This window comes from Flavobacterium silvaticum (genome assembly GCF_012911565.1).
Taxonomy (GTDB): Bacteria; Bacteroidota; Bacteroidia; order Flavobacteriales; family Flavobacteriaceae; genus Flavobacterium; species Flavobacterium silvaticum.
In genome coordinates, this window is record NZ_JAAMPU010000097.1 from 75,503 (window position 1) to 98,095 (window position 22,593).

Genomic DNA, 22,593 nt, shown 5'->3' on the forward strand with positions numbered 1-22,593 from the left:
TATTTGTCTGGAGTTTTTTTATTTTATTTCGACATCAACACGGCGTCAACTACATGGATAACCCCATTTGACTGGTTTACATCGGCAATGGTCACTTTGGCTTTTCCGCCTTTTTCATCCTGTATCCAAAGGTCTTTACCATCCATCATAGCCCACAGTTTTCCGCCGGCTACGGTTTTCAGTTCGGCTTTGCCTCCTCCTTTCTTGATTGCGGCGGCAATATCGGATGAGTTCATTTTACCGGCGACAACATGGTATGTCAAAACACTTTGAAGCATCTTTTTGTTTTCTGGCTTGAGCAGTTTTTCTACGGTTCCTTTAGGCAATTTGTCGAAAGCGGCATTGGTTGGGGCAAAAACGGTGAACGGTCCTTTTCCGGACAGGGTTTCGACAAGACCCGCAGCTTTGACGGCAGCGACCAACGTGGTGTGGTCTTTTGAATTGACGGCATTCTCAATGATGTTTTTGGACGGATACATAGCTGCTCCACCAACCATAACTGTTTTCTCCTGTGCCTGCATCGACCCGAAAGCCATGACCAAAGCCACGGTGATTGTACTTAAAATTCTTTGCGTTTTCATGATTTGTTATTTAAATTGTTATTGCCTCATGTACGCGCATCTTTTGGATTTGGTTTTAGCAGATTGAAAAAATTTTATAAACAATATTGCAGATAACCTAAACATAACATTTCAAAACGGGCAGTCGCTTCAAAAACAACCTATTTTAGAATAAAAATCACATGATAAACTGGACGCTTATTGTTGCAGTGGTGGTCGCTGTAGTTTTCCTGGTGGCATACATTATATGGCGCAACGACAAAGACCGCAAAAAACTGGAACAGGACTGGAGCCGCGAAGAGGTGTATGCCGAAGATATCGAGGGTGTTTCAGATGACGAAAAATCACGTCCCTAATTGCCAGCAGAAAGCAATTGTCTCGCGCGTTCGAGATCTTCAGGTGTGTCGATTCCGATTGAAGCATGAGTCGTTTCAATCATCTTTATCCGTTTTCCGAATTCGAGATAACGCAACTGTTCAAGTTTTTCCGATGCTTCCAAAGATTTCATGGGTAAGCTTGCAAAATCGAGCAGCGCCTGTTTCCTGAACGCATAGATTCCAATGTGCTTAAAGTAACGCACACCGGCATTTTCATCTCTTGGATAAGGAATCACCGAACGCGAAAAATACAACGCAAAACCGCTTTGGTCTACGACGACCTTTACATTATTCGGGTTATCGATTTCTGATTTATCCGTAATCTGGTACATCAAAGAAGCCAGATCTATGGTCCGGGCTTCATCCTGGCGAAAAGCTTCGAGCAGTTTTTGGAGCGGGATCGCGTCTATGAACGGTTCGTCTCCCTGGACGTTTACGACAATATCGGTATCGATGTCGAGCACGGCTTCGGCGATACGGTCAGAACCGGATTCGTGTTCTTTTTTGCTCCTAATGGCCTTTCCTCCGTTGGACACGATTTCGTCATAAATCAGGCTGGAATCTGTGACCACAAAAACATCATCGAACAGATTTGTTGAGATCGCAGCTTCATAGGTTCTTAAAATTACCGTCTTTCCGCCTAAATCCTGCATAAGTTTGGCAGGAAAACGGGTTGAGGCGTAGCGGGCTGGGATGACGGCGATGGATTTCATTCGGATTGTTGATTTGATGATTTGTTCTAGAGGATGCGATAGCCGATTTTGAGGCCCGCCGTTAAATTGAGTTGGGTCAGATTTCCTGTTTGCCGCAAATAAAAGCCGGCGTTGCATTCTTCACAGTCGGCATTGGTCTTAAATCTTCCTTCTTCTTGCTGTGGTGTCAGTCCGAATGCTTTGGAATCTGTAAATCTGACGCCTAAGCCTACATAAAGTTCAAGAATCCAATTGTCCCCCCAATCTTCAACATGTCCAAATTTAAGGGAAACGACATTGAGGGTGCGACGCATCGGGTATTGTTTTGCAGATCCGACATCATTTATTGAAATGCTGTCATTGAGCTGATAATCTATTTTCTTGTACATGTATTCAGCTCCGAGATAATAACCCGAATAGAGACCTTTTTTATTCAGGTAACACTTAATCGATGGTTTTATGAGAAAACCCTTAGGGCTTATCCTGTCAATGGGAAGATACTTCAAGTAAAACCCTCCTTCTACAACCGCCGAAAAACACGGGTTTATCTTGGTTTCGGCACTTAACCGAACCGATGCACCGTCATATAGGTCTATCAATGCCAAAGGCGAAATGCCAACCCAGAGTTTGTTTGGAGTCTGATAATCCTGCCCATTGGATTTTGGCATACTAAAAAACAGGCAGAGAAATATCAGATAGCTTTTACCAAAAAGACATTTACCCATACGTGTGATTTTCGATGCAATATAACTGAAATATCAGCTCTCGAAGAACTCGTCTGAAAATCCTATCAGATACAGTTTTTCCGTCGCACGTGTCATAGCCGTATACAGCCATCGCACATAATCACGCGAAGGGCCATCGGGCAAATACGGCTGCTCGATAAAAACCGTATGCCATTGGCCGCCCTGGGATTTATGACAGGTTATGGCATAGGAGAATTTGACCTGGAGCGCATTGAAATATTCATTCTGTTTGACCTTTTGGAGCTTGCGGTATTGAGCGCGTTCGTCTTCATAATCGGCCATGACTTCCTGATACAATAGTTGTGATTCCTGGGAAGTAAGCGATGCCGATTCACTCGTAAGTGTATTTAACAGCAACACCGTTTCAAAAGGCTGCTGGTTCGGGTAATCGACCATCCGGATCTTGACTTTGGCAAAATTGAAGCCGTACAATTCCTGTATCTTATGGATTTCAAGCACTTCGATGATATCGCCATTGGCAATAAATCCGGCAGCATCTGAATCCTTGAGCCAGAAATAATTGTTCTTGACCACCATAAGGTAATCGCCCGTGCTGAGTTCGTTTTCCTGATCGAGTATACGCATCCGGATTTGCTGGTTGTAGGCATTGGCACGTTTGTTAGACCGGACGATGAATGCCGTATCTTCTATGCTGTATTTTCCGTAAGCCGAATGGATCGCGTCCTGGATGTCATAACCGTCAGTAAGCCGGACAATATCTTTGAAGCCCTGAAGTTCGAATTTCATTTCTTCGAAAAAGTCTTCTTCCAATCGTTCCCTAAGCTGGGTCGCATTGTACAGAATCCCGGATTCTTCGGCCTGTCGCATCACTTCATCGAATTCAATCGAGCGGATCGTCATATGGTAATTCTTTTCCAGATGACGCACATCAAGGGCCGGGCTCAAATCTGCATTCACGGGCGGAAGCTGGGCCGTATCGCCCAAAAGCAACAGTTTGCAGTTTTTTCCGGTGTAGACGTATTCGATAAGATCGTCAAGCAGGGAGCCGTTTTCATAGAACGAGGATTCGGTTGGGGAATCGGCTATCATCGAAGATTCGTCCACGATGAAGATGGTGTTCGTATGTTTGTTTGGCATCAATTGGAACTGAACGCCGCCTCCATTGCCCTTTTTGGGGTAATAGATTTTTTTGTGGATGGTGAACGCCTGTTGGCCGGAATAGCCGGAAATGACTTTGGCAGCCCGTCCCGTGGGTGCCAGCAATACATATTTTTTATTGACCGCTGGCAGAGCCGATACCAGAGCCGATACCACACTGGTCTTTCCGGTTCCGGCGTATCCTTTGAGTACGAAAATCTCGTCCTGGTTTTCACTCGTCACAAAACTGGAAATAAGCTGGAAGAAAATATCCTGCTTTTGCGTCGGCTGGAACTTGAAGGCGGTAAGGAGATCGTGGTAGAACAAGGTTTTGGATTATCAAATCAACGAATCATCAAATAAACAAATAAACAACCGCACCAAAGCATTTCTTCATTGTTAATTATTAATTGTTAACCGTTAATTGATATTTTTGCCCAATGCTTGTCAACCACGCCAACATTACCGAAAAGAATTACAAAAAACTCAGCCTGCAGATTGCTGCCGACAAAGTTTCCATGTGCTGTACCAACATACTCAACCAGTCCATCTTATGGTCCCGCGAGGTGGTGTTTCCAGCCGATGGTTCAAGTCCCGAAAGCCATTACCATAAGTTGTTTGCGTCCGATACCGACCTTTCTTCGGCTTATGACGAGATCGTAGTGCTTCACGACAACGGCTACAACAGTTTTGTGCCCGTGGCTTTGTTCGATGAAAATTACCTGGGAAGTTACCTGCAGTTTTCGACCAAAGTTTTCGAGACGGATTTTTTTGCATTCGATGAATTGCCTACTTATGAAATGAACAACGTCTTTGTCCCGTTCGCGAACCTCAACAATTTGCTTGTGGACCAATTCGGGACGTTCAGCTACCATCACACGTCAAGTACTTTGGTTTCACGATTGCTCGAATCGTCCAAAAACATAGATGAGCGCCAGGTTTTCGCACATATCGCACCGAATCGGTTTGAATTGGTCGTTGTCCAGAACCAGAAATTATTGCTGTACAACACTTTTGAATACCGCACCAAAGAAGACTTCATTTATTATGTTTTGTTTACGGCCGAGCAATTGAGCCTGAACCCGGAACAGTTCCGTTTGCAATTATTGGGTGATGTGACAGAAGAATCAGATGTGTTCCGGATTGCCTTTAAATACATCCGCAACACCGAACTGTATAAAACCGATACGATTTCGGAACGCAACGGCCTGTCGGAACACGAAAACCGCAAACACTTTACCTTGTTCCAGTCATGAGGATCGTTTCCGGAAGCCACAAAGGAAGACGCATCAGCCCGCCAAAAAACCTGCCTGTCCGCCCGACTACCGATATGGGAAAGGAATCGCTGTTCAATATCCTGAACAACCGAATGGAATTGGTGGATGCGCGAGGTCTTGATTTATTTTCGGGAACGGGAAATATCAGTTATGAAATGGGCTCGCGTGGATTCAGTGACATCACGAGTGTCGATGCAGATTCCGGTTGTATCAAATTCATCCGAAAAACAGCTACGGAATTTGAATTCCCTATAAATGCCGTCCAGAGCAACAGCTTTACTTTTTTAGACAAAACGAATTCACGGTACGATCTTATTTTTGCAGATCCGCCTTATGCGATGGAGCAAAAGGATTTTGACAGGCTGGTAAACACGGTTTTTGAACGTAACTTGCTTGACGATGATGGGCTTTTGGTAGTCGAACACTCCAAATACACCAAATTGGAACTGCTTCCAAACTATTTATTCGGCCGCGATTATGGCGGGACTTTCTTTAGTTTTTTTGGACTTGAAGAAGACCAGGATTAGACACTGAGCTAAGAATTCACTTTACCCGATGCCAATACTGCGTCCTACCGATCAACGAGACGCCAATATAGCCTCTGACTTTTAATTTGTCTGCCGTTTCAAGTTCCACATTGCATTTGTAGATATTGCCGCTTTTTGGATCGAGTATCTTGCCGGTGTATTCGTCTTTTTCTTTGGCAAGGCCTTTAATTACGGTAAGTCCCATGATGGGTTTATTCTTGTCTTCCCCTTTGCAGTTGACGCATTTGCGGTTGCGGTCGCCGGGATTGAGCAATTCTACGATTTTGCCATAATACTTCCCTCCTTTTTCGTGGATCTCGATTACGGATACGGCTTTTCCTGATTCATCATCGACGGTTTTCCATTTGCCGATTATAGATGGTGAATTTGAAAACGACAACAGAAAAATGGCGATGAGGCTTATGAAGATTTTTTTCATGACTGATGGTTAAAGGTCAACAGATAACAGTTAACCTAAGCCACTAATTTAGAAAAAAAAGAATACGAAAGATCACTGCTCGCTTTGAAGCTTTTTCTTAGCCTGGTTGATGGCGGCATTGAGTTCAAAACCCAGCAATAGCATGATGCAGTTGGCCCAGATATAGAACATCAGGATGAGCAAAGTTCCAATAGAACCATACAACTCATTGTATCGGGAGAATTTAACCACCCAGATTCCAAAGAAATAGGACAATATAATGACCAATACGGTGGTAAAAACCGAACCTACAGAAATGAACGAACGTTTCCCTGTATGTTTTGTCCCAAACTTAAAAAGCAGAGACACCGTGATCAAAATCATGAGCATCAGGAACGAATACCTGAGTGCTTCAAGTAACGGAATCCGGTCGCTTAAATAATCTTCTATCTTCAGTTTTTGCAGTACGACTTCTAATGTCACAATGGTAGCCACAGTCAATAACAACAGCAGCACCATAATGATTGAAATTCCCAAGGCCACGGCGTATTGTCGAAAAAACCCGCGCCTGATGATAACGTGCTTGGCCGTTTCAAAACCTCCTAGGATTGAATTCAAACCATTAGCAGCCAGGAAAATGGACAGGATTACCCCTGTAGAAAGCAAGCCGCTATGACTGTTGTGAAGAATATCGTTGAGGATTTTGGCGATGGCATCATATGTATTCGGCGGAACATTTTCTTCCACGAACCGCATGAAATCCTGCTGGAAATTGGGAATCGGGATAAAAGGAATCAGGTTGAGGATGAACAGCGAAAACGGAAACAACGCCATGAAGAAACTGAATGAAATGGCGGCCGCACGATAGGTTATGGCACTTTCTGCAATCCCAACAAAATAGATTTCAATCAAATCATATAGCGACAATCCCGAAAGCCAGGGCAATTTAACGCGACGGGCAACCCGCATCAGGTTACGAATCACTGGGATTTTGGAAATGTTTTTCAATTAATAATTAACGATTAATAATTAATAATGGGGTCAGGACTGGTAATACTGGTATTTTTCTAAAACGAAGCAATGCTTTTTAACAATCGAATAATCGTCCTGTTGTTTCAATAAAATCATAGCCGTTGCTGTAATCACAGCAATTGTTAATTATTAATTGTTAATCGTTAATTAACAGCTTTCAAGCTGAGGTCCATATTGTAAACCGAATGCGTCAAAGCACCCGACGATATATAATCGACCCCGCATTCCGCATATAAACGTATGGTTTTTTCATTGATGTTGCCCGATGATTCTGTTTGTGATTTCGTACCAATGAGCTTCACGGCTTCACGCGTCATGTCATAATCGAAATTATCGAGCAGGATGCGGTGGATATTTTCAGATTTGAGGATTTCACGCACTTCTTCAAGATTCCTTGCTTCGACAATGATTTTAAGATCCAGCCCATTCCCCTTCAGGTACGATTGCGTCTTTTGTATGGCTTGCGTGATTCCGCCGGCAAAGTCAATGTGGTTGTCTTTGAGCATGACCATATCATATAACGCAAACCTGTGGTTCTCGCCTCCACCAATCCTGACGGCCCATTTTTCTATGGCGCGTATTCCCGGTGTGGTTTTTCTCGTATCGAGGATTTTCGTTTTGGTGCCTTCGAGCAAATTTGCGAATTGCTTTGTTTTTGTCGCGATGGCAGACATCCGTTGCATGGAATTGAGGACGAACCTTTCCGCTTTAAGTATCGATTGGGAACTACCGCGGACACGAAATACGATGTCGCCGAATTTTACCGGATCGCCATCCTTCATATAGGTTTCAACCGTCATTTCGGGATCGACCGACGCAAAAATCATCTTGGCAAATTCTACTCCGGCAATGATACCTTCGTCTTTGACCAGCAATTTCGCTGTTCCTTTTGCATCGGGCGGAATGCAGGCTAAGGAACTGTGGTCGCCATCGCCTATGTCTTCACGAAGGCTGTTGGTAATGATAAGGTGCAATTCGGTCTGGAATTGGGAATCGGAAATCATTCGGAGAAATTTACCGCTAAAATAAGAAATCGACGCTTGTATCACTTCAAATTGTCGGGCCGATTACATGGACTTTTATAAATTGCACCATGGAAAATTTTTCTCTTGTAAGATGTGATTCGGATAATCCTGATTTCAGGTCGCTCGTCGCCTTATTGGATGCCGAACTTCGCGTATTCGATGGCGAGGAGCATACGTTCTACGCCCAATACAACAAACTCGACAAAATTTCACATTGCCTTGTGGGTTATTTAGATAACATTCCTGTCGGATGCGGTGCCTTGCGTGAAATTGATGTGAAAACCATAGAAGTCAAACGAATGTACACTAAGGAATCGGCACGTGGAAAAGGCGTCGCTTCACGCATATTGGCTGCGTTGGAAGATTGGGCAAAAGAACTCGGTTATGATTTTTGTGTGCTTGAAACCGGGAAAAAGCAGGAAGCTGCCGTGCGTCTTTATCCGAAGTGTGGCTATGAAATCATCCCGAATTACGGCCCTTACATTGGAGTCGAAAACAGCATCTGCATGAAAAAAGGCCTCAACTGATGAATATCCGCCTTATCGCCATTGGAAAAACAGATAATGCCGCGCTTCAATCCCTGATCGATGATTATTCCAAACGGCTGTCGTTCTATGTCAAATGCGACCTGGAGATAATCCCGGATCTTAAAAACGCCAAAAACCTGTCGGAACCACAGCAAAAAGAAAAAGAAGGTGAGCTTATATTGTCAAAAGTCACCGTTGCCGACACCGTAATCCTCATGGACGAAAACGGCAAAAGTTTCTCAAGCGTCGGTTTTTCAACCGAAATCCAGAAACGGATGAACTCCGGCATCAAGACGCTTGTCTTTGTAATCGGCGGCCCCTACGGGTTTTCCGATGCTGTCTATTCGCGGGCCAATGGAAAGATTTCACTATCGCAAATGACATTTTCGCATCAAATGGTCCGGCTGTTTTTTGTGGAGCAACTCTACAGGGCGTTCACAATTCTGCGCGGTGAGAAATATCATCACGAATAACCGCAAGAATCTTAAATTGTTATATTTGCGCCCTTAAATAAAACTTCAACTATGAAAAAGATCATGATTTTAGCCGCAGCCGCAGTGTTTTCATTCGGATGTAGCGGTAATGACGACAACGCATCCGGAACAACATCAATTGATGGTACCTGGAAACTGACAGCACTGACAAGTTCACAGCCAACCGATGCGAACGAAGACGGCGTAGCAACAACCGACCTGATTGCAGAAGCCGGATGTTTCGATCAGACGACGCTTGTATTCGCATCAAACAATACGTTTGTGTACAACCTGATGATGCCAGGCACAACAACCTGTTTTCCTTTTACGGCAAACGGAACCTATGTTGCCAGCGGAAACAATATTGCGGCAACGATTACTGTTGAGGGAGAAGCTGATACCCAGAATTTTGTGCAGTCAGGCAATACACTTACTGCGACCGTTCCGGACTTTTATGAAATAGAAGTGACTGTTGGCGGTGAAACCACTTATGAAAGCATCGATGCCGTACTGGTTTTCACCAAACAATAATCGTTTTTATACAACTTTCCAAGACCTGCTTTACGGCGGGTCTTTTTATTTCAGATGGGCTGAGGCGTCATCATTTCCATCAACCGGACACATTCCACAGCTTCCTTTACATCGTGGACACGAAGGATATTCGCGCCTTTGGAAAGCGCTATGGTATTTAAAACCGTGGTTCCGTTTAATGCTTCTTCTGCTTTTGTATTCAGCGATTTATAAATCATCGATTTCCTTGAAATGCCGACAAGCAACGGCAAATCGAAAATGGAAAAATTTTCCAATCCGTGCAGCAGGCTGTAATTCTGGGGCAGTGTTTTTGAGAAGCCAAAGCCGGGATCGATGATGACATCTGAAATACCCAATTCCCTTGCTGCCGACAATCTCCCGGAAAAATAGAAAAAGATATCGCGGAACAAATCCTCGTATTGGGTGAATTGCTGCATGGTCGAAGGATTTCCTCTCATATGCATCATGACATAGGGCACTTTCAAATCAGAAACTACCTGAAGCATTTTTTCATCGAGCAGTCCGGCGGAAATATCATTGATGATGACAGCTCCCGATTCAATGGCTGCCTTTGCCACATCTGCCCGAAAAGTATCAACCGACAGCAACGCATCCGGAAATTCCTTCAACAGGACTTCAATGGCCGGTACGACTCGTTTTATTTCTTCATCTGAACTCACAAAATCAGCTCCGGGACGCGAAGAATAGCCACCTATGTCAATAAATTCCCCACCATCTTTCAGTATCTGTTCGGCTCTTTTAATATATTCGTCGGCAGTAGCGTAACTTCCGCCATCAAAAAAAGAATCGGGCGTCAGGTTCAGGATACCCATTATTTTAGGTGTCTTAAAATCGATGAGGCGGCCTTTGCAGTTGATTGTCATGTAGTTGATTTGCGATTTCAAATGAAGATGGAACTAACAGGAATGCCTGCGCACTGAATACGGAAAATAATGTTATTTTTGGACAAACTTCAAACAAATATAGCCCAAATGACTGACACTTCGCAGCAATACGACGCCGTAATTGCAGGTTGTCGCGCGCTGTTCGGCAATAAAATGACAGACTACGGAAGTGCATGGCGCATCTTACGCCTGCCTTCACTCACCGACCAGATCTTTATCAAGGCGCAACGCATCAGAAGCCTTCAGGAAAATGCGGTCCGGATGGTCGACGAAGGCCAATCTTCTGAATTTGTAGGAATAATCAATTATGCGATCATGGCATTGATCCAGATTGATTTGGGTGTTTCTGACCAACCAGATCTTGACACTTCAAAGGCACTTGCATATTACGACGAAAAAATAGCGGCTACCAAAAACCTGATGCAGGCCAAAAACCACGATTACAGTGAAGCCTGGCGAGAAATGCGTGTAAGCTCACTGACAGATTTGATCCTGCAGAAACTGCTTCGCGTAAAGCAAATCGAGGACAATAAAGGGAAAACGCTGGTTTCTGAAGGGATAGACGCCAATTACCAGGATATGATAAATTATGCTGTTTTTGCGTTGATACATTTAAATGAACAAAACAATTAATTTGGGAATAACGGCACATTAGTTTTTTCCCGCTTTTGCTTATGAAAAATATACTTACCCAGTTTTCCCGCATATTCGTAGGTTTTCTTTTTATCATATCGGGGCTTATAAAACTGAATGACCCTATTGGATTTTCGTTCAAACTTGAAGAATATTTCAGTGAGCCGGTCCTGAATATGCCCATCTTTGTACCAATCGCACTTTGGCTGGCCGTTTTTATCGTAATCTTCGAAGCCGTTCTTGGCGTTCTGCTTTTAGTTGGGTACAAAGTAAAATTCACGGTCTGGAGTTTACTGCTGATGATTGTATTCTTCACCTTCCTGACCTTCTACTCTGCCTATTTCAATAAAGTTACCGATTGCGGATGCTTTGGCGATGCACTTAAACTGACGCCTTGGCAATCATTTACCAAAGACCTTGTGTTGTTGGTTTTCGTTTTGATCCTGTTCATAAATCAAAGACTCATAAAGCCTTTTTTTCCTTCAGGCATACGGAATGGGATCGTCTACCTGAGCGTACTTCTGTGCTGCTTTATGGCCTATTGGGTTTTGAATCATTTGCCAATCATCGATTTTCGCGCCTATAAAGTCGGAACCAACATTGAAAAAGGCATGGAGATTCCCGAAGGCGCCCCAAAGACCGTTGTTGAAATGGTGTTTGTTTATAATGTAAACGGGGTAAATAAAGATTTCACCGAGAAAGATTTGATGAACCTTCCGGAAGGTGCCAAGTTCGTTGAAAGAAAAGACAATATCATTTCACAGGGTTACATTCCGCCAATACACGATTTTACCATGGAACTCGACGGAAGCGACTATAAAGAGGAGTTGCTCAAAGAACCTAAATTGTTGGTTTTTGTTGCCTACGACCTGAATAAAGCTTCAAAAGAAGGAATTGAAATACTCGAATCTTTGAACCAGAAAGCAAAAGCAAAAGGTTACAAAGTGATTGCCATGAGCGCTGCCACCGAACCGGAAGCAAAAGCTTTCAAGGCTAAATACGCACAGACATTCGACTATTATTTTTGCGATGCGACCACACTTAAGACCATTGAGCGTGCCAACCCGAGCCTAGTGATCATTAAATCAGGCACAATTGCGCAAAAGCTGCATTGGAAAGATGCTGAGGATTTGAAATTAGATTAAGACTATACATCATGTATAAACAGGAAAAGAAAAGAAGTTATCTGGGAATTGCCTTGAGCGTTTTATTATTCGTTATTGGTCAGATTCTCCTGAACTATGTGTCGGTGCTTGAAGATCCGCCGGGAGGAAATACATTATACATTATTCTGGGAACAGCATTAATCCTTTTTTCGGTGATTGGGATTTTCTTTCTCGTCCGACATATCTTACATCTGAACAGAAAAGCCAACAGGAAGCGCAATACCAAGGTTAAGTTTTTAAAGGATGAATTGCGAAAACAGGCCCGAAGCAGTTCCGAAGCATAAATCTTCTATATTTCAATATCTCGTAACACACTATTACTTTCAGGACTAAAATAAACCATAAAATATAGAGCCTGAAACAATAGATTCGCCTTTGCCGATTACCTTTGTTAAAAACAATATGAAATCCACCCTATTTTCTGTTGTAATCCTTTTCGCTTCGATAGGTTGCAGCAAAGCACAAAAAACGGAATTTACCCCGGAATCACTCAAACAAGAGCTCCTTACTTCAGATCAGAATAAAATCCCTTTTGCGGATGCACTTCAAAAAGAAAAAGGAAAAACCCTTGTGATTGAAGTGTGGGCATCCTGGTGTGGCGACTGTGTAAAAGCAATGCCTCAACTAAAGAAATTACAGGAATCACATCCGGAAGCCAATTACATGTTCATATCTATGGACAAAGTGACCGATAAATGGCTCGAAGGAATCAAAAAACACGATCTGAAAGGATCACATTATTTTGCACCAGGCGGAATGAAAGGAGCATTTGGCGCTTCGATTGACCTGGACTGGATTCCGAGATATATAATCATAGACAAATTTGGTAAAATCGTTACTTACCGCGCCATTGAGAAAGACTTCGAAGCAATGGACCAAACCTTAAACAAACTTAAATCCTGATGAGACAAAAAATTGTTGCCGGCAACTGGAAAATGAACAAGAACGCCGAAGAAACCGAAGATCTTTTGAATGAATTGATCGATAAGCTTCCGGAAGACACCCAAGCTACTATCATTGTTGCTCCCTCTTTTGTGAACCTCGCTTCAGCTGTCCAACATTTGGAATTCACCAATATTGCGGTTGCAGCCCAAAACATGCACCAGACCGACAGTGGTGCTTTTACTGGCGAAGTATCGGCCGATATGCTCAAAAGTGTCGGTGTCAATACCGTAATCCTCGGACATTCAGAGCGTCGTTCCTATTTTGGAGAGACCGATGCTTTGATTGCAGATAAAACATCGACCGCATTACGCAATGACATGACCGTTATTTTCTGCTTTGGTGAAGAACTCGAAGACCGCAAATCCGGAAATCATTTCAATATTGTTGAAAATCAGCTTAAGGACGGCCTTTTCCATATTTCAGATTCCGATTGGGAAAAAATCGTCCTGGCATATGAACCGGTTTGGGCAATCGGGACCGGTGAAACCGCTTCTCCGGACCAGGCTCAGGAAATGCACGCTTTTATAAGGGAAACCGTTCGTTCCAAATTTGGAAGTACGATTGCGGAAAATGTCTCCATCCTTTATGGCGGAAGCGTAAAACCTGACAATTCAAAAGAGATTTTCTCAAAGGCAGATGTAGATGGCGGACTAATCGGCGGTGCCGCTTTAAAGGCTTCGGATTTTGCTGCCATCGTCTCCGGAATCGCATAAACATCGATTATCTACACGATTAATCCGACAAAAAACACAAAATTTATCAAAACCGTCAAAAAATTCTTTCAAAAAGAACGAATTTTCTTGGCGGTTTGTTTTTCTTTTTTACTTTTGGGGTGCCGGTTGTCCGGAGAATATATTCCCTACTAAATGAAACAGTTAGCATTAGCGGCTTTTTTACTTGTGAGCGCCATCGGATTTGCCCAAATCGATTCGCAGGTACGCTACAATTCCAACCATCGGCAGTTCTATCAGTGGAATGCCGAAAAACAAGACTATGAATTAAGGGATGATGAATATGAAACGTCCCTGATCGATGTCCGCGAAATCAATTCAAACCGCAATGGCTATGTGGTGATAAGCCTCACAGACGACGGAAAAACGCGTATGTATCACGGTTCCATAACCGGTTTTAAAAAAGACGGTGATCAGGACGTATGGGCCTTGCGTTCCAAAATCCTCAAAAGCAAACTGGTGTATGATCCGGTAAAAAAGACCATCATTTATTCTTTCGAAGCTTCGGATGACCGATACATGAAAATCTTTGTTTTCGACCTTGTTTCAGACCTTTAGATTCCCATTTCAACCTGGAATCTCAAATACCAGTTGTTCTTTTCGGAACCGTCAAAATACTGCAACTTATCGAATGTCAGTTCACCCTGAAGTTTAAAAGTATGCTCCCAGATGTATTTGGTAAGCCCGAGTGAAAACTGCTGTGCATCCGGGGCAATCATGCTGATTTCGTCATTTGCCTTTTGGATCGAGTATCTACCGATGATTTCATAGTTGGACTTGAATAGGTAACTTCCCTGAAAATCGTATCCGTGGCCTGTGAATGCATATCGCATTTGGGTAGGATCTTCCGGATTATAGGTAATTGGATTCGTTGTTGTCGATCTGGACATATAAGCTGCCATCGCCGCCCAGCCCTGATATTTGAGCATGGTATCAAAGAAAACAGATTTCATTGTCAAAGGATGATACAGCTCCTCGCCTAGTTGTCCGCCAGTCCTTCGTGCGTGATTGTTCTGCTGGAATACACCGGAAAACATAAGCTTTGGCGTTTTCTCCCGCATCAGATCGCCTTCAAAATAAGTTCCGTCTTTGGTAAACGCACCGAAGGGGAAAATTTCAGCTTTTCCGGTAAGTGCCAAACCGTCATCGGCATTTCCGGTTACATTGCGTCCTTCTCCCGTAGAAATCGCCGTCTTGAAGTTATACGAAAATTTGTTCTTGAATTCGTTTAGCTGATGTATCTGGATGCCAAAATCACGGTCAATGGTGAATCGGGCATTATTGATGGTACGATCCGTCAACTGCAAACCACCTGAAGAATTCACACGCTGGCGGTTTCCGGGAAGTTTCGTCTGCCCAAAACTGATATTCCAGCTTGCATTCGGCCGATAATAAATCACGGCATCACGGATTATATTCAGGTTTTCACCTTCCTTGATTTCACCCGTATCGCCGGGCGCAAATGATAATTGGATCGCATACAGGAATTTCGGATTTCCGACAAATCCGTCAAACCGCAACCGCAACCGACGGATTTCTCCCGCATAAGCTGGCGGCTGGCCTTCATTGTCAATGTAAGTGATGCGGTTTTGGATCCGGAACCTGATATTGAACTGGAACAAACTGTCCGGGGAAGTAATCCCGACACCTTTTCCAAAGTTGTAATACGGCAGTGTGGTGAGCTTAAGATCGTTGTCGTTGTTAGTCCTTCCAACAATTACCTGAGCTTTTGCGGCAGCAGTAAATAACAGGATTGCAGCTAGTAGTTTTTTAAACATTAACAAATGGTTTAGAAAGTGTAAAACTATTGTAATTTTTTAATACACGTCCATATAAATGTACCTTTGCGCAAAATTTCCAGACATGTCCGTTACTTATTTAGGTTATCATTTTACAGTACATCCAAAAGATCCGGGAGCTGAGATTCTTGTGGCGGAACTCGGTGAGAAACCATTTGAAAGCTTTGTGGATACAGAAACCGGTGTCATCGCTTACATCAAGCAACAGGATTGGTCAGAAGATGTGTTGTCAGACATACAAATACTTGAATCCGCTGAATTCGAGATTTCCCACACCATAGAAGAAATCGAACAGGTTAACTGGAACGAAGAATGGGAAAAACATTTCGAGCCAATCGATGTCGACGGATTGTGCCATGTCCGCGCACCTTTCCATGAACCTTCGGGAGCAAATTATGAGATTGTCATCGAACCTAAAATGAGTTTCGGCACAGGTCATCATGAAACGACTCATATGATGATCCAGCATCTGCTCGAGACCGATGTCACAGGCCTCAAAACCATCGATATGGGTTGCGGCACTGCCATCCTTGCGATTTTGGCCGAAATGAAAGGTGCAAAACCTATCGATGCCATTGACATCGATAACTGGTGTTATTTGAATTCGATCGAGAATGCCGAGCGTAACAAATGCAAACATATCTCGGTTTACGAAGGCGATGCCACATTGCTATCTGACAAACAATATGACCTTTTTATTGCCAATATCAACCGTAATATTTTGCTGGCCGATATGCAAGTCTATCGCAACTGCATGAAACCCGGCGGTATGCTGCTATTAAGTGGTTTTTATACAGAAGATGTCGAAGCGATTGACGAATGCTGCACCAAATTAGGTTATCGGTTGATAAAAAAGCACGTCCGTAATAATTGGACCGCTTTAAAATATGTACTTTAGAAACTCGTTATAAAAGGCGAAAAGAAAATGGAGATGAGCACTTTAGAACAAGTCAAAGAACAACTGGCGGAACATGAAGTCCTGGCCGGGCAGAATGAAATCATCATCTACAACGACGATGTCAATACGTTTGACCATGTCATCGAAACCCTTATACGGGTCTGCAGCCATACCGCGGAACAAGCTGAGCAATGTTCGCTGATCATACACTACAAAGGTAAGTGTACCGTCAAAACCGGCGAACTTCCCGAACTCAAGCTCCAATGCACGGCATTACTCGAAGCCGGCCTCAGTGCCGAAATCGTTTGAACCTAACCTGGATTTTCCAGGTTTTTTTTATGGATATCGTTTTTCATTTACTATTTTAGTGGCAAATCAAAAAAAATTAACCTCTGAAAATGAAAAAGACATCTGTTCAAATGCTTTTATTCCTTACAATCATAGCCAGTTTACTTTCGTGTTCTTCGTCCGATGGCGGAGGCACAGATGATGGCGGAGGGCCAGTAACTGCCTATCCAACTAACCTTGTCGCTACAGGAACGCCTGTTGGAGTGACAACCGAAACCCCGAATGGTGACGGGACAGGAGTAGTCAACTTTACCGCAACAGCCAACAACATTACCGGCGGCTATCTGTTTACCATGCCGGGCGGCGAAGAAATACAATCGACAAATGGAACGTTGCAATATCAGTTTCGCGAGCCGGGAGTCAATTCGTATACGGTTTTGGTCAAGGCTTACGGGATCAATAATTCAACCGTGACCGGATCTGTTGTCATCAACGTCAATTACGAGACACATTTGCTTTGGTCTGATGAATTCAACACTGGAACAGAACCTTCAGCTTCAAACTGGAATCGCGAAACCGGTGCCGGCGGCTGGGGTAACAATGAAGTGCAATATTACACTACGAGCGCAACCAACTCTTATATAGAAGACGGTATGCTTCACATCAAACTGAAAAAAGAAAATTTCAGCGGGTCACAATACACTTCTGCCCGACTCAATTCAGCAGGAAAATTCGAGTTTACTTACGGACGTGTTGAAGTACGCGCCAAATTACCAACTGGTGGCGGAACATGGCCTGCCATCTGGATGCTCGGAGCCAACTACGGATCGGCAGGATGGCCTGGTTGCGGCGAATATGACATCATGGAACAAGTGGGCAACGATCCGGGGAAAGTTTTGGGAACGCTGCATCATCCGGGACATTTTGGTGCCAATGGCTCAAGCGGAAATACCATGGTTCCGGATTGTTCGTCTGAATTCCATGTGTATGCTACCGATTGGTCACCGACAAGCCTGAAGTTCTATGTAGACGACAACCTGTTCTTTACTTTCCCGAACAACCCGGGCATTCCGTTCGGGCATGATTTCTTCCTGATCCTTAACGTGGCTATGGGCGGAAACTTTGGAGGAACAGTTGACCCTAATTTCGTCGAATCGGCTATGGATATCGATTACGTTCGCGTTTATCAGTAAATCTCAGTGAGGCAGGAATCGTTGGATGACACCGTACAGGAATGTACCTATCAGCGCTCCGGCCAACACAAATAACAAGGACCAGTAACCGGCGCCTATCAAAATAAAGATAGGCCCGGGACAGGCTCCGGCAAGTGCCCAGCCCAATCCAAAAATAGTCCCGCCAATCCAGTAACGGGCATTTCCTTTTTCCTTATCTGGAACCACAATCGGGTTTCCTTTTATATCTTTTACTTTTTTTCTTTTAATCAATTGGATTCCAATCAATCCGGTGGCAATCGCTACGGAAATGATTCCGTACATATGGAACGACTGGAACTGGAACATTTCAAAAATCCTATACCACGAAACGGCTTCGGACTTGGTCAGGATGATTCCGAAAACAAAACCTGCGGCTATATATTTAAATGCTTTAAGTATCATCTGGAATTATTTATTGAAAATTAACGGAAGTATCAAATGCGTCATGATCAATCCTCCGACAAAGAAACCGATCACGGCTTTGAGCGACGGCAGTTGCAGGTTGCTCAATCCGGTAATCGCATGGCCTGAAGTGCATCCTCCTGCATAACGGCTACCGAATCCTATCAAAACGCCTCCGATGACAAGAATGAAAACGGTTTTGGGTGATTGCAAGGCATCGGCAGAAAAGAGTGCGTCCGGTAGCAATTTACCGTTTGGCGCATCGATTCCGTATTGTCCGAGTAATTCTATTGTCTTTGGATTGATATCTACATTCGTAGGATCTGACATAAAATGCACGGCCACGAATCCGCCTAGCATGGTTCCTAAAACGACCGCAAGATTCCAGCGTTGGGCCCTCCAGTCGAAATTGAAGAACGGGACGAATTTTCCGGCACCGGCAATCGAACACAAAGACCGTAAGTTGGAAGACATCCCAAAGGTTTTCCCGAACCAGATCAGAATGAGTAGAATCATCCCAATCCCAAAGCCGGAAATGTACCACGGCCAGGTTTGATAAAGTACATGCATAAGTATAGCGTTTGTGCAAAAGTAACAATTCGGAACCAATCCCCGAGGTTTGCAAAATCGCTATCTTTGGGCTCAAATTCTACAGCTGATGGGCAAATTTTCCATAGAGATAAAATATGCGGCCTTATTCACGATTGCCATGCTGGCGTGGACAATCGGCGAAAAAGAAGCCGGTTTTCACGACAAAAATATCTCGAGTTATTTATCGGTCAGTCTGTTATCCGGAATAGTCGGTCTTGTAGTCTATTTTTTTGCATTGTTTGAAAAAAAGCGCAAGTATTTTCAAGGAACCATGACATGGGCACAAGGATTCGTGAGCGGAATTTTCCTGTCTTTTTTTATTGCCTTGTTGAGTCCGTTGGCGCAGTTGATTGTTTTTCAGGCCATATCACCGGAGTTACTCAAAAATCTCGCTCACTATGCCGTATCCCATGGCGGAATGACACAGAAACAGGCCGAGGTATATTTCAGTTTCCGCAGTTATGCCATCCAGGCCGCCTTTACATCTCTTTCTGTCGGCGTACTAACAGCGGCACTTATTGCGTTAGTGCTCAAGACCAAACCTAAAGCCGATACCAAATGAGACTGATTCCTTTTGTTGCCTCTCTCTGTGTATTGTTGATTTCTTGCGTCAGTACCAAAAATACCATCCGCAACATCGATGACAATGCTCCCGAACCCAAGCTTAAAGGAAATGCCTTTGTCCTGAGCGAATTCAGCAAAGACCCAAAGTACGGTTTCGACCCAGATTATCCGGTTAATGTTTTTTTCAGGGATGTGAAAGATGAGAATATCAACGCAATCCGCTTCCTCAATGGATTGTCAGGCCCGAACGGAGAAAAAATCTTCTTTAAAAAGATAGATACCTGCTGCCCGTTCCCGACCAAACGCAGCGAAATGGGTGCCGGATTCATCGATTTATATGAAATCACATGGGTCGGCCAAAAGAAACCTATTATGCTATATATCAATAGTTACGCTAAAGGTTCGGTTATGGTTCCGATGGGATTCGGAAATAAGCCGCCAGCTGTCGAAAACGACCTGAAAAAAGGTAAAGGTTAATGAATCAGACCGTAAAATATCTTTGTATCATATCCGTATCACTTTTACTTTTGGCCGGATGCAAAAATGTCGAGTGTTCCAATACGAATGAAATTTTTGCTTCGGCATCGCCTGAAAAAGCTATTTATAAAAAAGAGCTTGTTTCAAAAATCAAGGCCATAGATACGTCCGGCCTTTATTTCTTCTTTGATAAATACGTCATCCTGAATGGACAGGAAATGATTTATGTCTCCATTAAAGGAAAGGAACTTTGCGCCACCGGAATTGTTTCTATATCTAAATCGGACAAGCTATTTGACGGAATCCGGAAAAGCCGCGGCTTGGGTTATCACGGGGCAATGCTCAAAAACCTCAAATTCTCGATTCGCGGAAATGAGCTGGTTTTTGAAAGTTCAGATGGCATAATTGATTGAGAATTGTGAATCGGACGTCATATGTAGGTAACTTTTAGGTAAGTACGCATTCACAACTGCCAATTATACATTTTGCATTGTCAAATCTGCGTATCTTTGCACCCGAGGCCACAAGGCCGAACTGAACCTAGTTAAAAAATATCTTACCTATGGATCTTCTTTCCATTCCCAATATCAAAAATACTCACAGTGGTAATTTCTTTCTTTTGGCCGGCCCTTGTGCCATTGAAGGTGAAGAAATGGCGATGAAAATTGCCGAAACACTTGTCCGGATTACGGACGATTTAAAAATTCCGTACGTTTTCAAAGGTTCGTTCAAAAAGGCGAACCGTTCGCGAATAGACAGTTTCTCTGGAATCGGTGACGAAAAAGCATTGAAAATACTGCAGAAAGTTTCTGAGACATTCAATGTTCCCACGATTACCGACATCCACACCAACGAAGATGCGGCCATGGCGGCCCAATATGTAGATGTATTGCAGATTCCGGCGTTCCTTGTCAGACAAACAGATTTAGTGGTTGCGGCTGCAGAAACGGGCAAAACGGTCAACCTCAAAAAAGGCCAGTTCATGAGCCCGGAAAGCATGAAACACGCTGTCCAGAAAGTACTCGATTGCCACAATGAGAAAGTGATGGTGACAGACCGCGGAACCATGTTCGGCTATCAGGATATGATTGTCGATTACCGCGGCATCCCGACGATGAAGCAATTTGCGACAACGGTGCTTGACGTGACGCACTCGCTCCAGCAACCGAACCAATCCGCCGGTGTTACGGGTGGTCGTCCGGATATGATTGAAACCATCGCGAAAGCCGGCATTGCTGTTGGTGCCGATGGTATTTTCATTGAAACACATTTTGATCCTGCACACGCCAAGAGTGACGGCGCGAATATGCTCGACCTCAAATATTTCGATGGTTTGATGAGAAAACTCGTCGCCATCCGCCAAACAATCAATACATTTTAAATCCAGAGGAATCTTGAAAAAATTCTTTACCCTGGCGTGCCTTCTCGGCAGCCTTTTGGCGGTTTCACAGGAAACGGCCGAACCAGTCTCGTTTGTAAAACTCCACAAAAAAGGCAGCTTTTTTATTTTCTATGGCGGAAATAAAGACAAGTTCAGCAAATCGGATATCCGGTTTTGGGGAAACGGATATGACTTTACGTTGGACAACGTCGATGCACACGATAAGTACAAAGGTTTTTCGATAGATTATCTCAATCCGTCCCGTATCACGATTCCACAGACCAATTACCGCATCGGGTATTACCTGACGGATAAATATGTCATTTCAATCGGACTCGACCACATGAAATATGTGATGACCCAATTCCAGACGGCGGATATGACAGGCTACATCACGGGGCATGCCCCTTTTAACGGAACCTACAATCACAGCCCGGAGCAAATGACTATGGAGTTCCTGCAGTTCGAGCATACGGATGGTTTGAACTATATCAATCTTGAAGGCGAACGCCATGATCCTATTTCTGAATACTTAGGCCTTTCGGCTGAATATATTCAGGTGAACACCATAGTTGGTGCCGGTGGGGGCATATTATTACCTAAAACCAACACAACCCTTATGGGTCAGGAAAGACATGATAAGTTCCACCTATCGGGTTATGGAATGGCGGCGAAAGTCGGTTTGAATCTCACCTTCTTCAAACACTTTTTTGTACAGAGCGAGCTCAAAGGCGGATATATCAATATGCCCGATGTACGCACAACCTTCGATTCGAGCGACCACGCTTCACATCATTTCACGTTCAGGCAGACCAATCTTGTTTTTGGAGGTGTTTTCAAAGTTTAATAACTCACACAAGAATTCGTTAATTCCGCGGCACATTTCATAAGATGTTTCTTAATTTTATGATACACTTAAATCAAAGTATCATGAAAAAAGTATTGATGAGCCTGCTGGCACTGATTGCATTGTCTTTTTCTTCAATAGCACAGGAAAAAACGACAACGACTACAAAAGACAAAAAAGAAACAAAGACTGAAAAATCGGCTACTGTCGATAAAAAGACTACCAAATCTGAAAAAGACAAAAAAACGGTCACCACAGATGCAAACGGTACAGTCCTCAAAAAAGATGGCACTGCAGATAAACGCTACAAACAAAAAGTCCATGTAAAAAAAGACGGTACACCTGACCGTCGCTACAAGGAAAATAAATAATCGACGAACGACAGGACTTTCCTAATAAAAGTTAAAATAACCTGCCGTTCATCGAAAACCACAAAAGGATTTTGGTCAAACTTGGCTACAACGTTATC

General features: G+C 43.6%; 32 protein-coding genes. 21 read left to right on the forward strand and 11 right to left on the reverse strand.

Annotated elements, in window-relative coordinates; all coding sequences use genetic code 11:
- Positions 1-23: 23 nt before the first annotated feature.
- Entirely contained in the window at positions 24-581 is a 558-nt protein-coding gene (locus G6047_RS02685; RefSeq protein ID WP_169525934.1) for a fasciclin domain-containing protein, read from the reverse strand.
- 161 nt (positions 582-742) lie between these two features.
- On the opposite strand from G6047_RS02685, the gene G6047_RS02690 reads away from it, so the two are divergent.
- Positions 743-916 carry a hypothetical protein gene (locus G6047_RS02690; RefSeq protein WP_169525935.1) on the forward strand — a complete coding sequence of 58 codons (174 nt, stop codon included), beginning with the start codon at positions 743-745 and terminating at the stop codon, positions 914-916.
- Here G6047_RS02690 and kdsB read toward each other — a convergent pair.
- The 3 genes from kdsB to G6047_RS02705 all read right to left on the reverse strand — a co-directional run bounded on the left by kdsB (position 913) and on the right by G6047_RS02705 (position 3,800).
- Positions 913-1,650, reverse strand: coding sequence for a 3-deoxy-manno-octulosonate cytidylyltransferase (gene kdsB, locus G6047_RS02695; RefSeq protein WP_169525936.1), 738 nt, complete (start codon positions 1,648-1,650; stop codon positions 913-915). The genes G6047_RS02690 and kdsB overlap by 4 nt on opposite strands.
- Positions 1,651-1,676: 26 nt before the next feature.
- Complete coding sequence (locus tag G6047_RS02700) at positions 1,677-2,297, reverse strand: hypothetical protein (RefSeq protein WP_169525937.1); 621 nt, start codon at positions 2,295-2,297, stop codon at positions 1,677-1,679.
- Between the two features lie 90 nt (positions 2,298-2,387).
- Positions 2,388-3,800, reverse strand: a complete 1,413-nt coding sequence (locus G6047_RS02705; protein ID WP_169525938.1) for an ATP-dependent DNA helicase — start codon at positions 3,798-3,800, stop codon at positions 2,388-2,390.
- Between the two features lie 113 nt (positions 3,801-3,913).
- Between G6047_RS02705 and G6047_RS02710 the strand changes: the two genes are divergently transcribed.
- Together G6047_RS02710 and G6047_RS02715 are read left to right on the forward strand one after the other, a co-directional pair.
- Positions 3,914-4,729 carry a DUF3822 family protein gene (locus G6047_RS02710; protein WP_169525939.1) on the forward strand — a complete coding sequence of 272 codons (816 nt, stop codon included), beginning with the start codon at positions 3,914-3,916 and terminating at the stop codon, positions 4,727-4,729.
- Positions 4,726-5,277 carry an RsmD family RNA methyltransferase gene (locus G6047_RS02715; RefSeq protein ID WP_169525940.1) on the forward strand — a complete coding sequence of 184 codons (552 nt, stop codon included), beginning with the start codon at positions 4,726-4,728 and terminating at the stop codon, positions 5,275-5,277. The genes G6047_RS02710 and G6047_RS02715 overlap by 4 nt, the downstream gene beginning before the upstream one ends.
- A 16-nt stretch (positions 5,278-5,293) precedes the next feature.
- Here G6047_RS02715 and G6047_RS02720 read toward each other — a convergent pair whose 3' ends face one another.
- From G6047_RS02720 to nadC, 3 genes are all read right to left on the reverse strand, one after another.
- Entirely contained in the window at positions 5,294-5,716 is a 423-nt protein-coding gene (locus G6047_RS02720; RefSeq protein ID WP_169525941.1) for a DUF2147 domain-containing protein, read from the reverse strand.
- Between the two features lie 72 nt (positions 5,717-5,788).
- Positions 5,789-6,664: a YihY/virulence factor BrkB family protein gene (locus tag G6047_RS02725; protein WP_169526010.1), complete on the reverse strand. Its 876-nt coding sequence runs from the start codon at positions 6,662-6,664 to the stop codon at positions 5,789-5,791.
- A gap of 206 nt (positions 6,665-6,870) precedes the next feature.
- Complete coding sequence (nadC, locus tag G6047_RS02730) at positions 6,871-7,731, reverse strand: carboxylating nicotinate-nucleotide diphosphorylase (RefSeq protein WP_169525942.1); 861 nt, start codon at positions 7,729-7,731, stop codon at positions 6,871-6,873.
- A gap of 89 nt (positions 7,732-7,820) precedes the next feature.
- Here nadC and G6047_RS02735 point away from each other — a divergent pair, with 89 nt between their 5' ends.
- From G6047_RS02735 to G6047_RS02745, 3 genes are read left to right on the forward strand one after another with little or no spacing between them, the layout of a single operon-like run.
- Positions 7,821-8,279, forward strand: a complete 459-nt coding sequence (locus tag G6047_RS02735; protein ID WP_169525943.1) for a GNAT family N-acetyltransferase — start codon at positions 7,821-7,823, stop codon at positions 8,277-8,279.
- Positions 8,279-8,752, forward strand: coding sequence for a 23S rRNA (pseudouridine(1915)-N(3))-methyltransferase RlmH (gene rlmH, locus G6047_RS02740; protein ID WP_169525944.1), 474 nt, complete (start codon positions 8,279-8,281; stop codon positions 8,750-8,752). The genes G6047_RS02735 and rlmH overlap by 1 nt, the downstream gene beginning before the upstream one ends.
- Positions 8,753-8,803: 51 nt before the next feature.
- Positions 8,804-9,283, forward strand: coding sequence for a lipocalin-like domain-containing protein (locus G6047_RS02745; protein ID WP_169525945.1), 480 nt, complete (start codon positions 8,804-8,806; stop codon positions 9,281-9,283).
- A 50-nt stretch (positions 9,284-9,333) separates the two neighbouring features.
- Here G6047_RS02745 and folP read toward each other — a convergent pair whose 3' ends face one another.
- Positions 9,334-10,167: a dihydropteroate synthase gene (gene folP, locus G6047_RS02750; RefSeq protein ID WP_169525946.1), complete on the reverse strand. Its 834-nt coding sequence runs from the start codon at positions 10,165-10,167 to the stop codon at positions 9,334-9,336.
- Between the two features lie 108 nt (positions 10,168-10,275).
- On the opposite strand from folP, the gene G6047_RS02755 reads away from it, so the two are divergent.
- The 6 genes from G6047_RS02755 (at position 10,276) to G6047_RS02780 (ending at position 14,221) form a co-directional block, all read left to right on the forward strand.
- On the forward strand, positions 10,276-10,821 hold the full coding sequence (locus G6047_RS02755; RefSeq protein ID WP_169525947.1) for a DUF1599 domain-containing protein: 546 nt from the start codon (positions 10,276-10,278) through the stop codon (positions 10,819-10,821).
- Positions 10,822-10,862: 41 nt separating this feature from the next.
- Positions 10,863-11,966, forward strand: a complete 1,104-nt coding sequence (locus tag G6047_RS02760; protein WP_169525948.1) for a BT_3928 family protein — start codon at positions 10,863-10,865, stop codon at positions 11,964-11,966.
- Between the two features lie 11 nt (positions 11,967-11,977).
- Positions 11,978-12,271, forward strand: a complete 294-nt coding sequence (locus G6047_RS02765; RefSeq protein WP_169525949.1) for a hypothetical protein — start codon at positions 11,978-11,980, stop codon at positions 12,269-12,271.
- A gap of 118 nt (positions 12,272-12,389) precedes the next feature.
- Positions 12,390-12,890, forward strand: a complete 501-nt coding sequence (locus G6047_RS02770; RefSeq protein WP_169525950.1) for a TlpA family protein disulfide reductase — start codon at positions 12,390-12,392, stop codon at positions 12,888-12,890.
- Complete coding sequence (tpiA, locus tag G6047_RS02775) at positions 12,890-13,645, forward strand: triose-phosphate isomerase (RefSeq protein WP_169525951.1); 756 nt, start codon at positions 12,890-12,892, stop codon at positions 13,643-13,645. Before G6047_RS02770 ends, tpiA begins: the two co-directional genes overlap by 1 nt.
- 153 nt (positions 13,646-13,798) lie before the next feature.
- Positions 13,799-14,221, forward strand: a complete 423-nt coding sequence (locus G6047_RS02780) for a hypothetical protein (protein ID WP_169525952.1) — start codon at positions 13,799-13,801, stop codon at positions 14,219-14,221.
- Here the strand turns inward: G6047_RS02780 and G6047_RS02785 are convergent.
- Positions 14,218-15,441 carry a porin gene (locus G6047_RS02785; protein ID WP_169525953.1) on the reverse strand — a complete coding sequence of 408 codons (1,224 nt, stop codon included), beginning with the start codon at positions 15,439-15,441 and terminating at the stop codon, positions 14,218-14,220. The two genes, G6047_RS02780 and G6047_RS02785, sit on opposite strands and share 4 nt — an antisense overlap.
- 85 nt (positions 15,442-15,526) lie before the next feature.
- On the opposite strand from G6047_RS02785, the gene prmA reads away from it, so the two are divergent.
- From prmA to G6047_RS02800, 3 genes are all read left to right on the forward strand, one after another.
- Entirely contained in the window at positions 15,527-16,360 is an 834-nt protein-coding gene (gene prmA, locus G6047_RS02790) for a 50S ribosomal protein L11 methyltransferase (RefSeq protein WP_169525954.1), read from the forward strand.
- A 33-nt stretch (positions 16,361-16,393) separates the two neighbouring features.
- Positions 16,394-16,669 (forward strand): ATP-dependent Clp protease adaptor ClpS, encoded by a 276-nt coding sequence (locus tag G6047_RS02795; RefSeq protein WP_169525955.1) that lies wholly within the window; start codon positions 16,394-16,396, stop codon positions 16,667-16,669.
- 89 nt (positions 16,670-16,758) lie between these two features.
- Positions 16,759-17,841 carry a glycoside hydrolase family 16 protein gene (locus G6047_RS02800; protein WP_169525956.1) on the forward strand — a complete coding sequence of 361 codons (1,083 nt, stop codon included), beginning with the start codon at positions 16,759-16,761 and terminating at the stop codon, positions 17,839-17,841.
- A gap of 3 nt (positions 17,842-17,844) precedes the next feature.
- Here G6047_RS02800 and G6047_RS02805 read toward each other — a convergent pair whose 3' ends face one another.
- Both G6047_RS02805 and G6047_RS02810 read right to left on the reverse strand, forming a co-directional pair.
- Positions 17,845-18,264 carry a DUF6691 family protein gene (locus G6047_RS02805; RefSeq protein ID WP_169525957.1) on the reverse strand — a complete coding sequence of 140 codons (420 nt, stop codon included), beginning with the start codon at positions 18,262-18,264 and terminating at the stop codon, positions 17,845-17,847.
- Between the two features lie 6 nt (positions 18,265-18,270).
- The gene (locus tag G6047_RS02810; protein WP_169525958.1) at positions 18,271-18,834 is read right to left on the reverse strand and encodes a YeeE/YedE family protein; all 564 of its coding nucleotides are present in this window, start codon (positions 18,832-18,834) and stop codon (positions 18,271-18,273) included.
- A gap of 88 nt (positions 18,835-18,922) precedes the next feature.
- Here G6047_RS02810 and G6047_RS02815 point away from each other — a divergent pair, with 88 nt between their 5' ends.
- The 6 genes from G6047_RS02815 (at position 18,923) to G6047_RS02840 (ending at position 22,495) form a co-directional block, all read left to right on the forward strand.
- Entirely contained in the window at positions 18,923-19,417 is a 495-nt protein-coding gene (locus G6047_RS02815) for a DUF4199 domain-containing protein (protein ID WP_169525959.1), read from the forward strand.
- On the forward strand, positions 19,414-19,896 hold the full coding sequence (locus G6047_RS02820) for a 2-dehydro-3-deoxyphosphooctonate aldolase (protein ID WP_169525960.1): 483 nt from the start codon (positions 19,414-19,416) through the stop codon (positions 19,894-19,896). Before G6047_RS02815 ends, G6047_RS02820 begins: the two co-directional genes overlap by 4 nt.
- On the forward strand, positions 19,896-20,309 hold the full coding sequence (locus tag G6047_RS02825) for a hypothetical protein (protein WP_169525961.1): 414 nt from the start codon (positions 19,896-19,898) through the stop codon (positions 20,307-20,309). Before G6047_RS02820 ends, G6047_RS02825 begins: the two co-directional genes overlap by 1 nt.
- A gap of 149 nt (positions 20,310-20,458) precedes the next feature.
- Positions 20,459-21,277 carry a 3-deoxy-8-phosphooctulonate synthase gene (gene kdsA, locus G6047_RS02830; RefSeq protein WP_169525962.1) on the forward strand — a complete coding sequence of 273 codons (819 nt, stop codon included), beginning with the start codon at positions 20,459-20,461 and terminating at the stop codon, positions 21,275-21,277.
- Positions 21,278-21,290: 13 nt separating this feature from the next.
- Complete coding sequence (locus G6047_RS02835; RefSeq protein WP_169525963.1) at positions 21,291-22,124, forward strand: hypothetical protein; 834 nt, start codon at positions 21,291-21,293, stop codon at positions 22,122-22,124.
- 83 nt (positions 22,125-22,207) lie between these two features.
- On the forward strand, positions 22,208-22,495 hold the full coding sequence (locus G6047_RS02840; protein WP_169525964.1) for a hypothetical protein: 288 nt from the start codon (positions 22,208-22,210) through the stop codon (positions 22,493-22,495).
- Positions 22,496-22,593 lie beyond the last annotated feature (98 nt).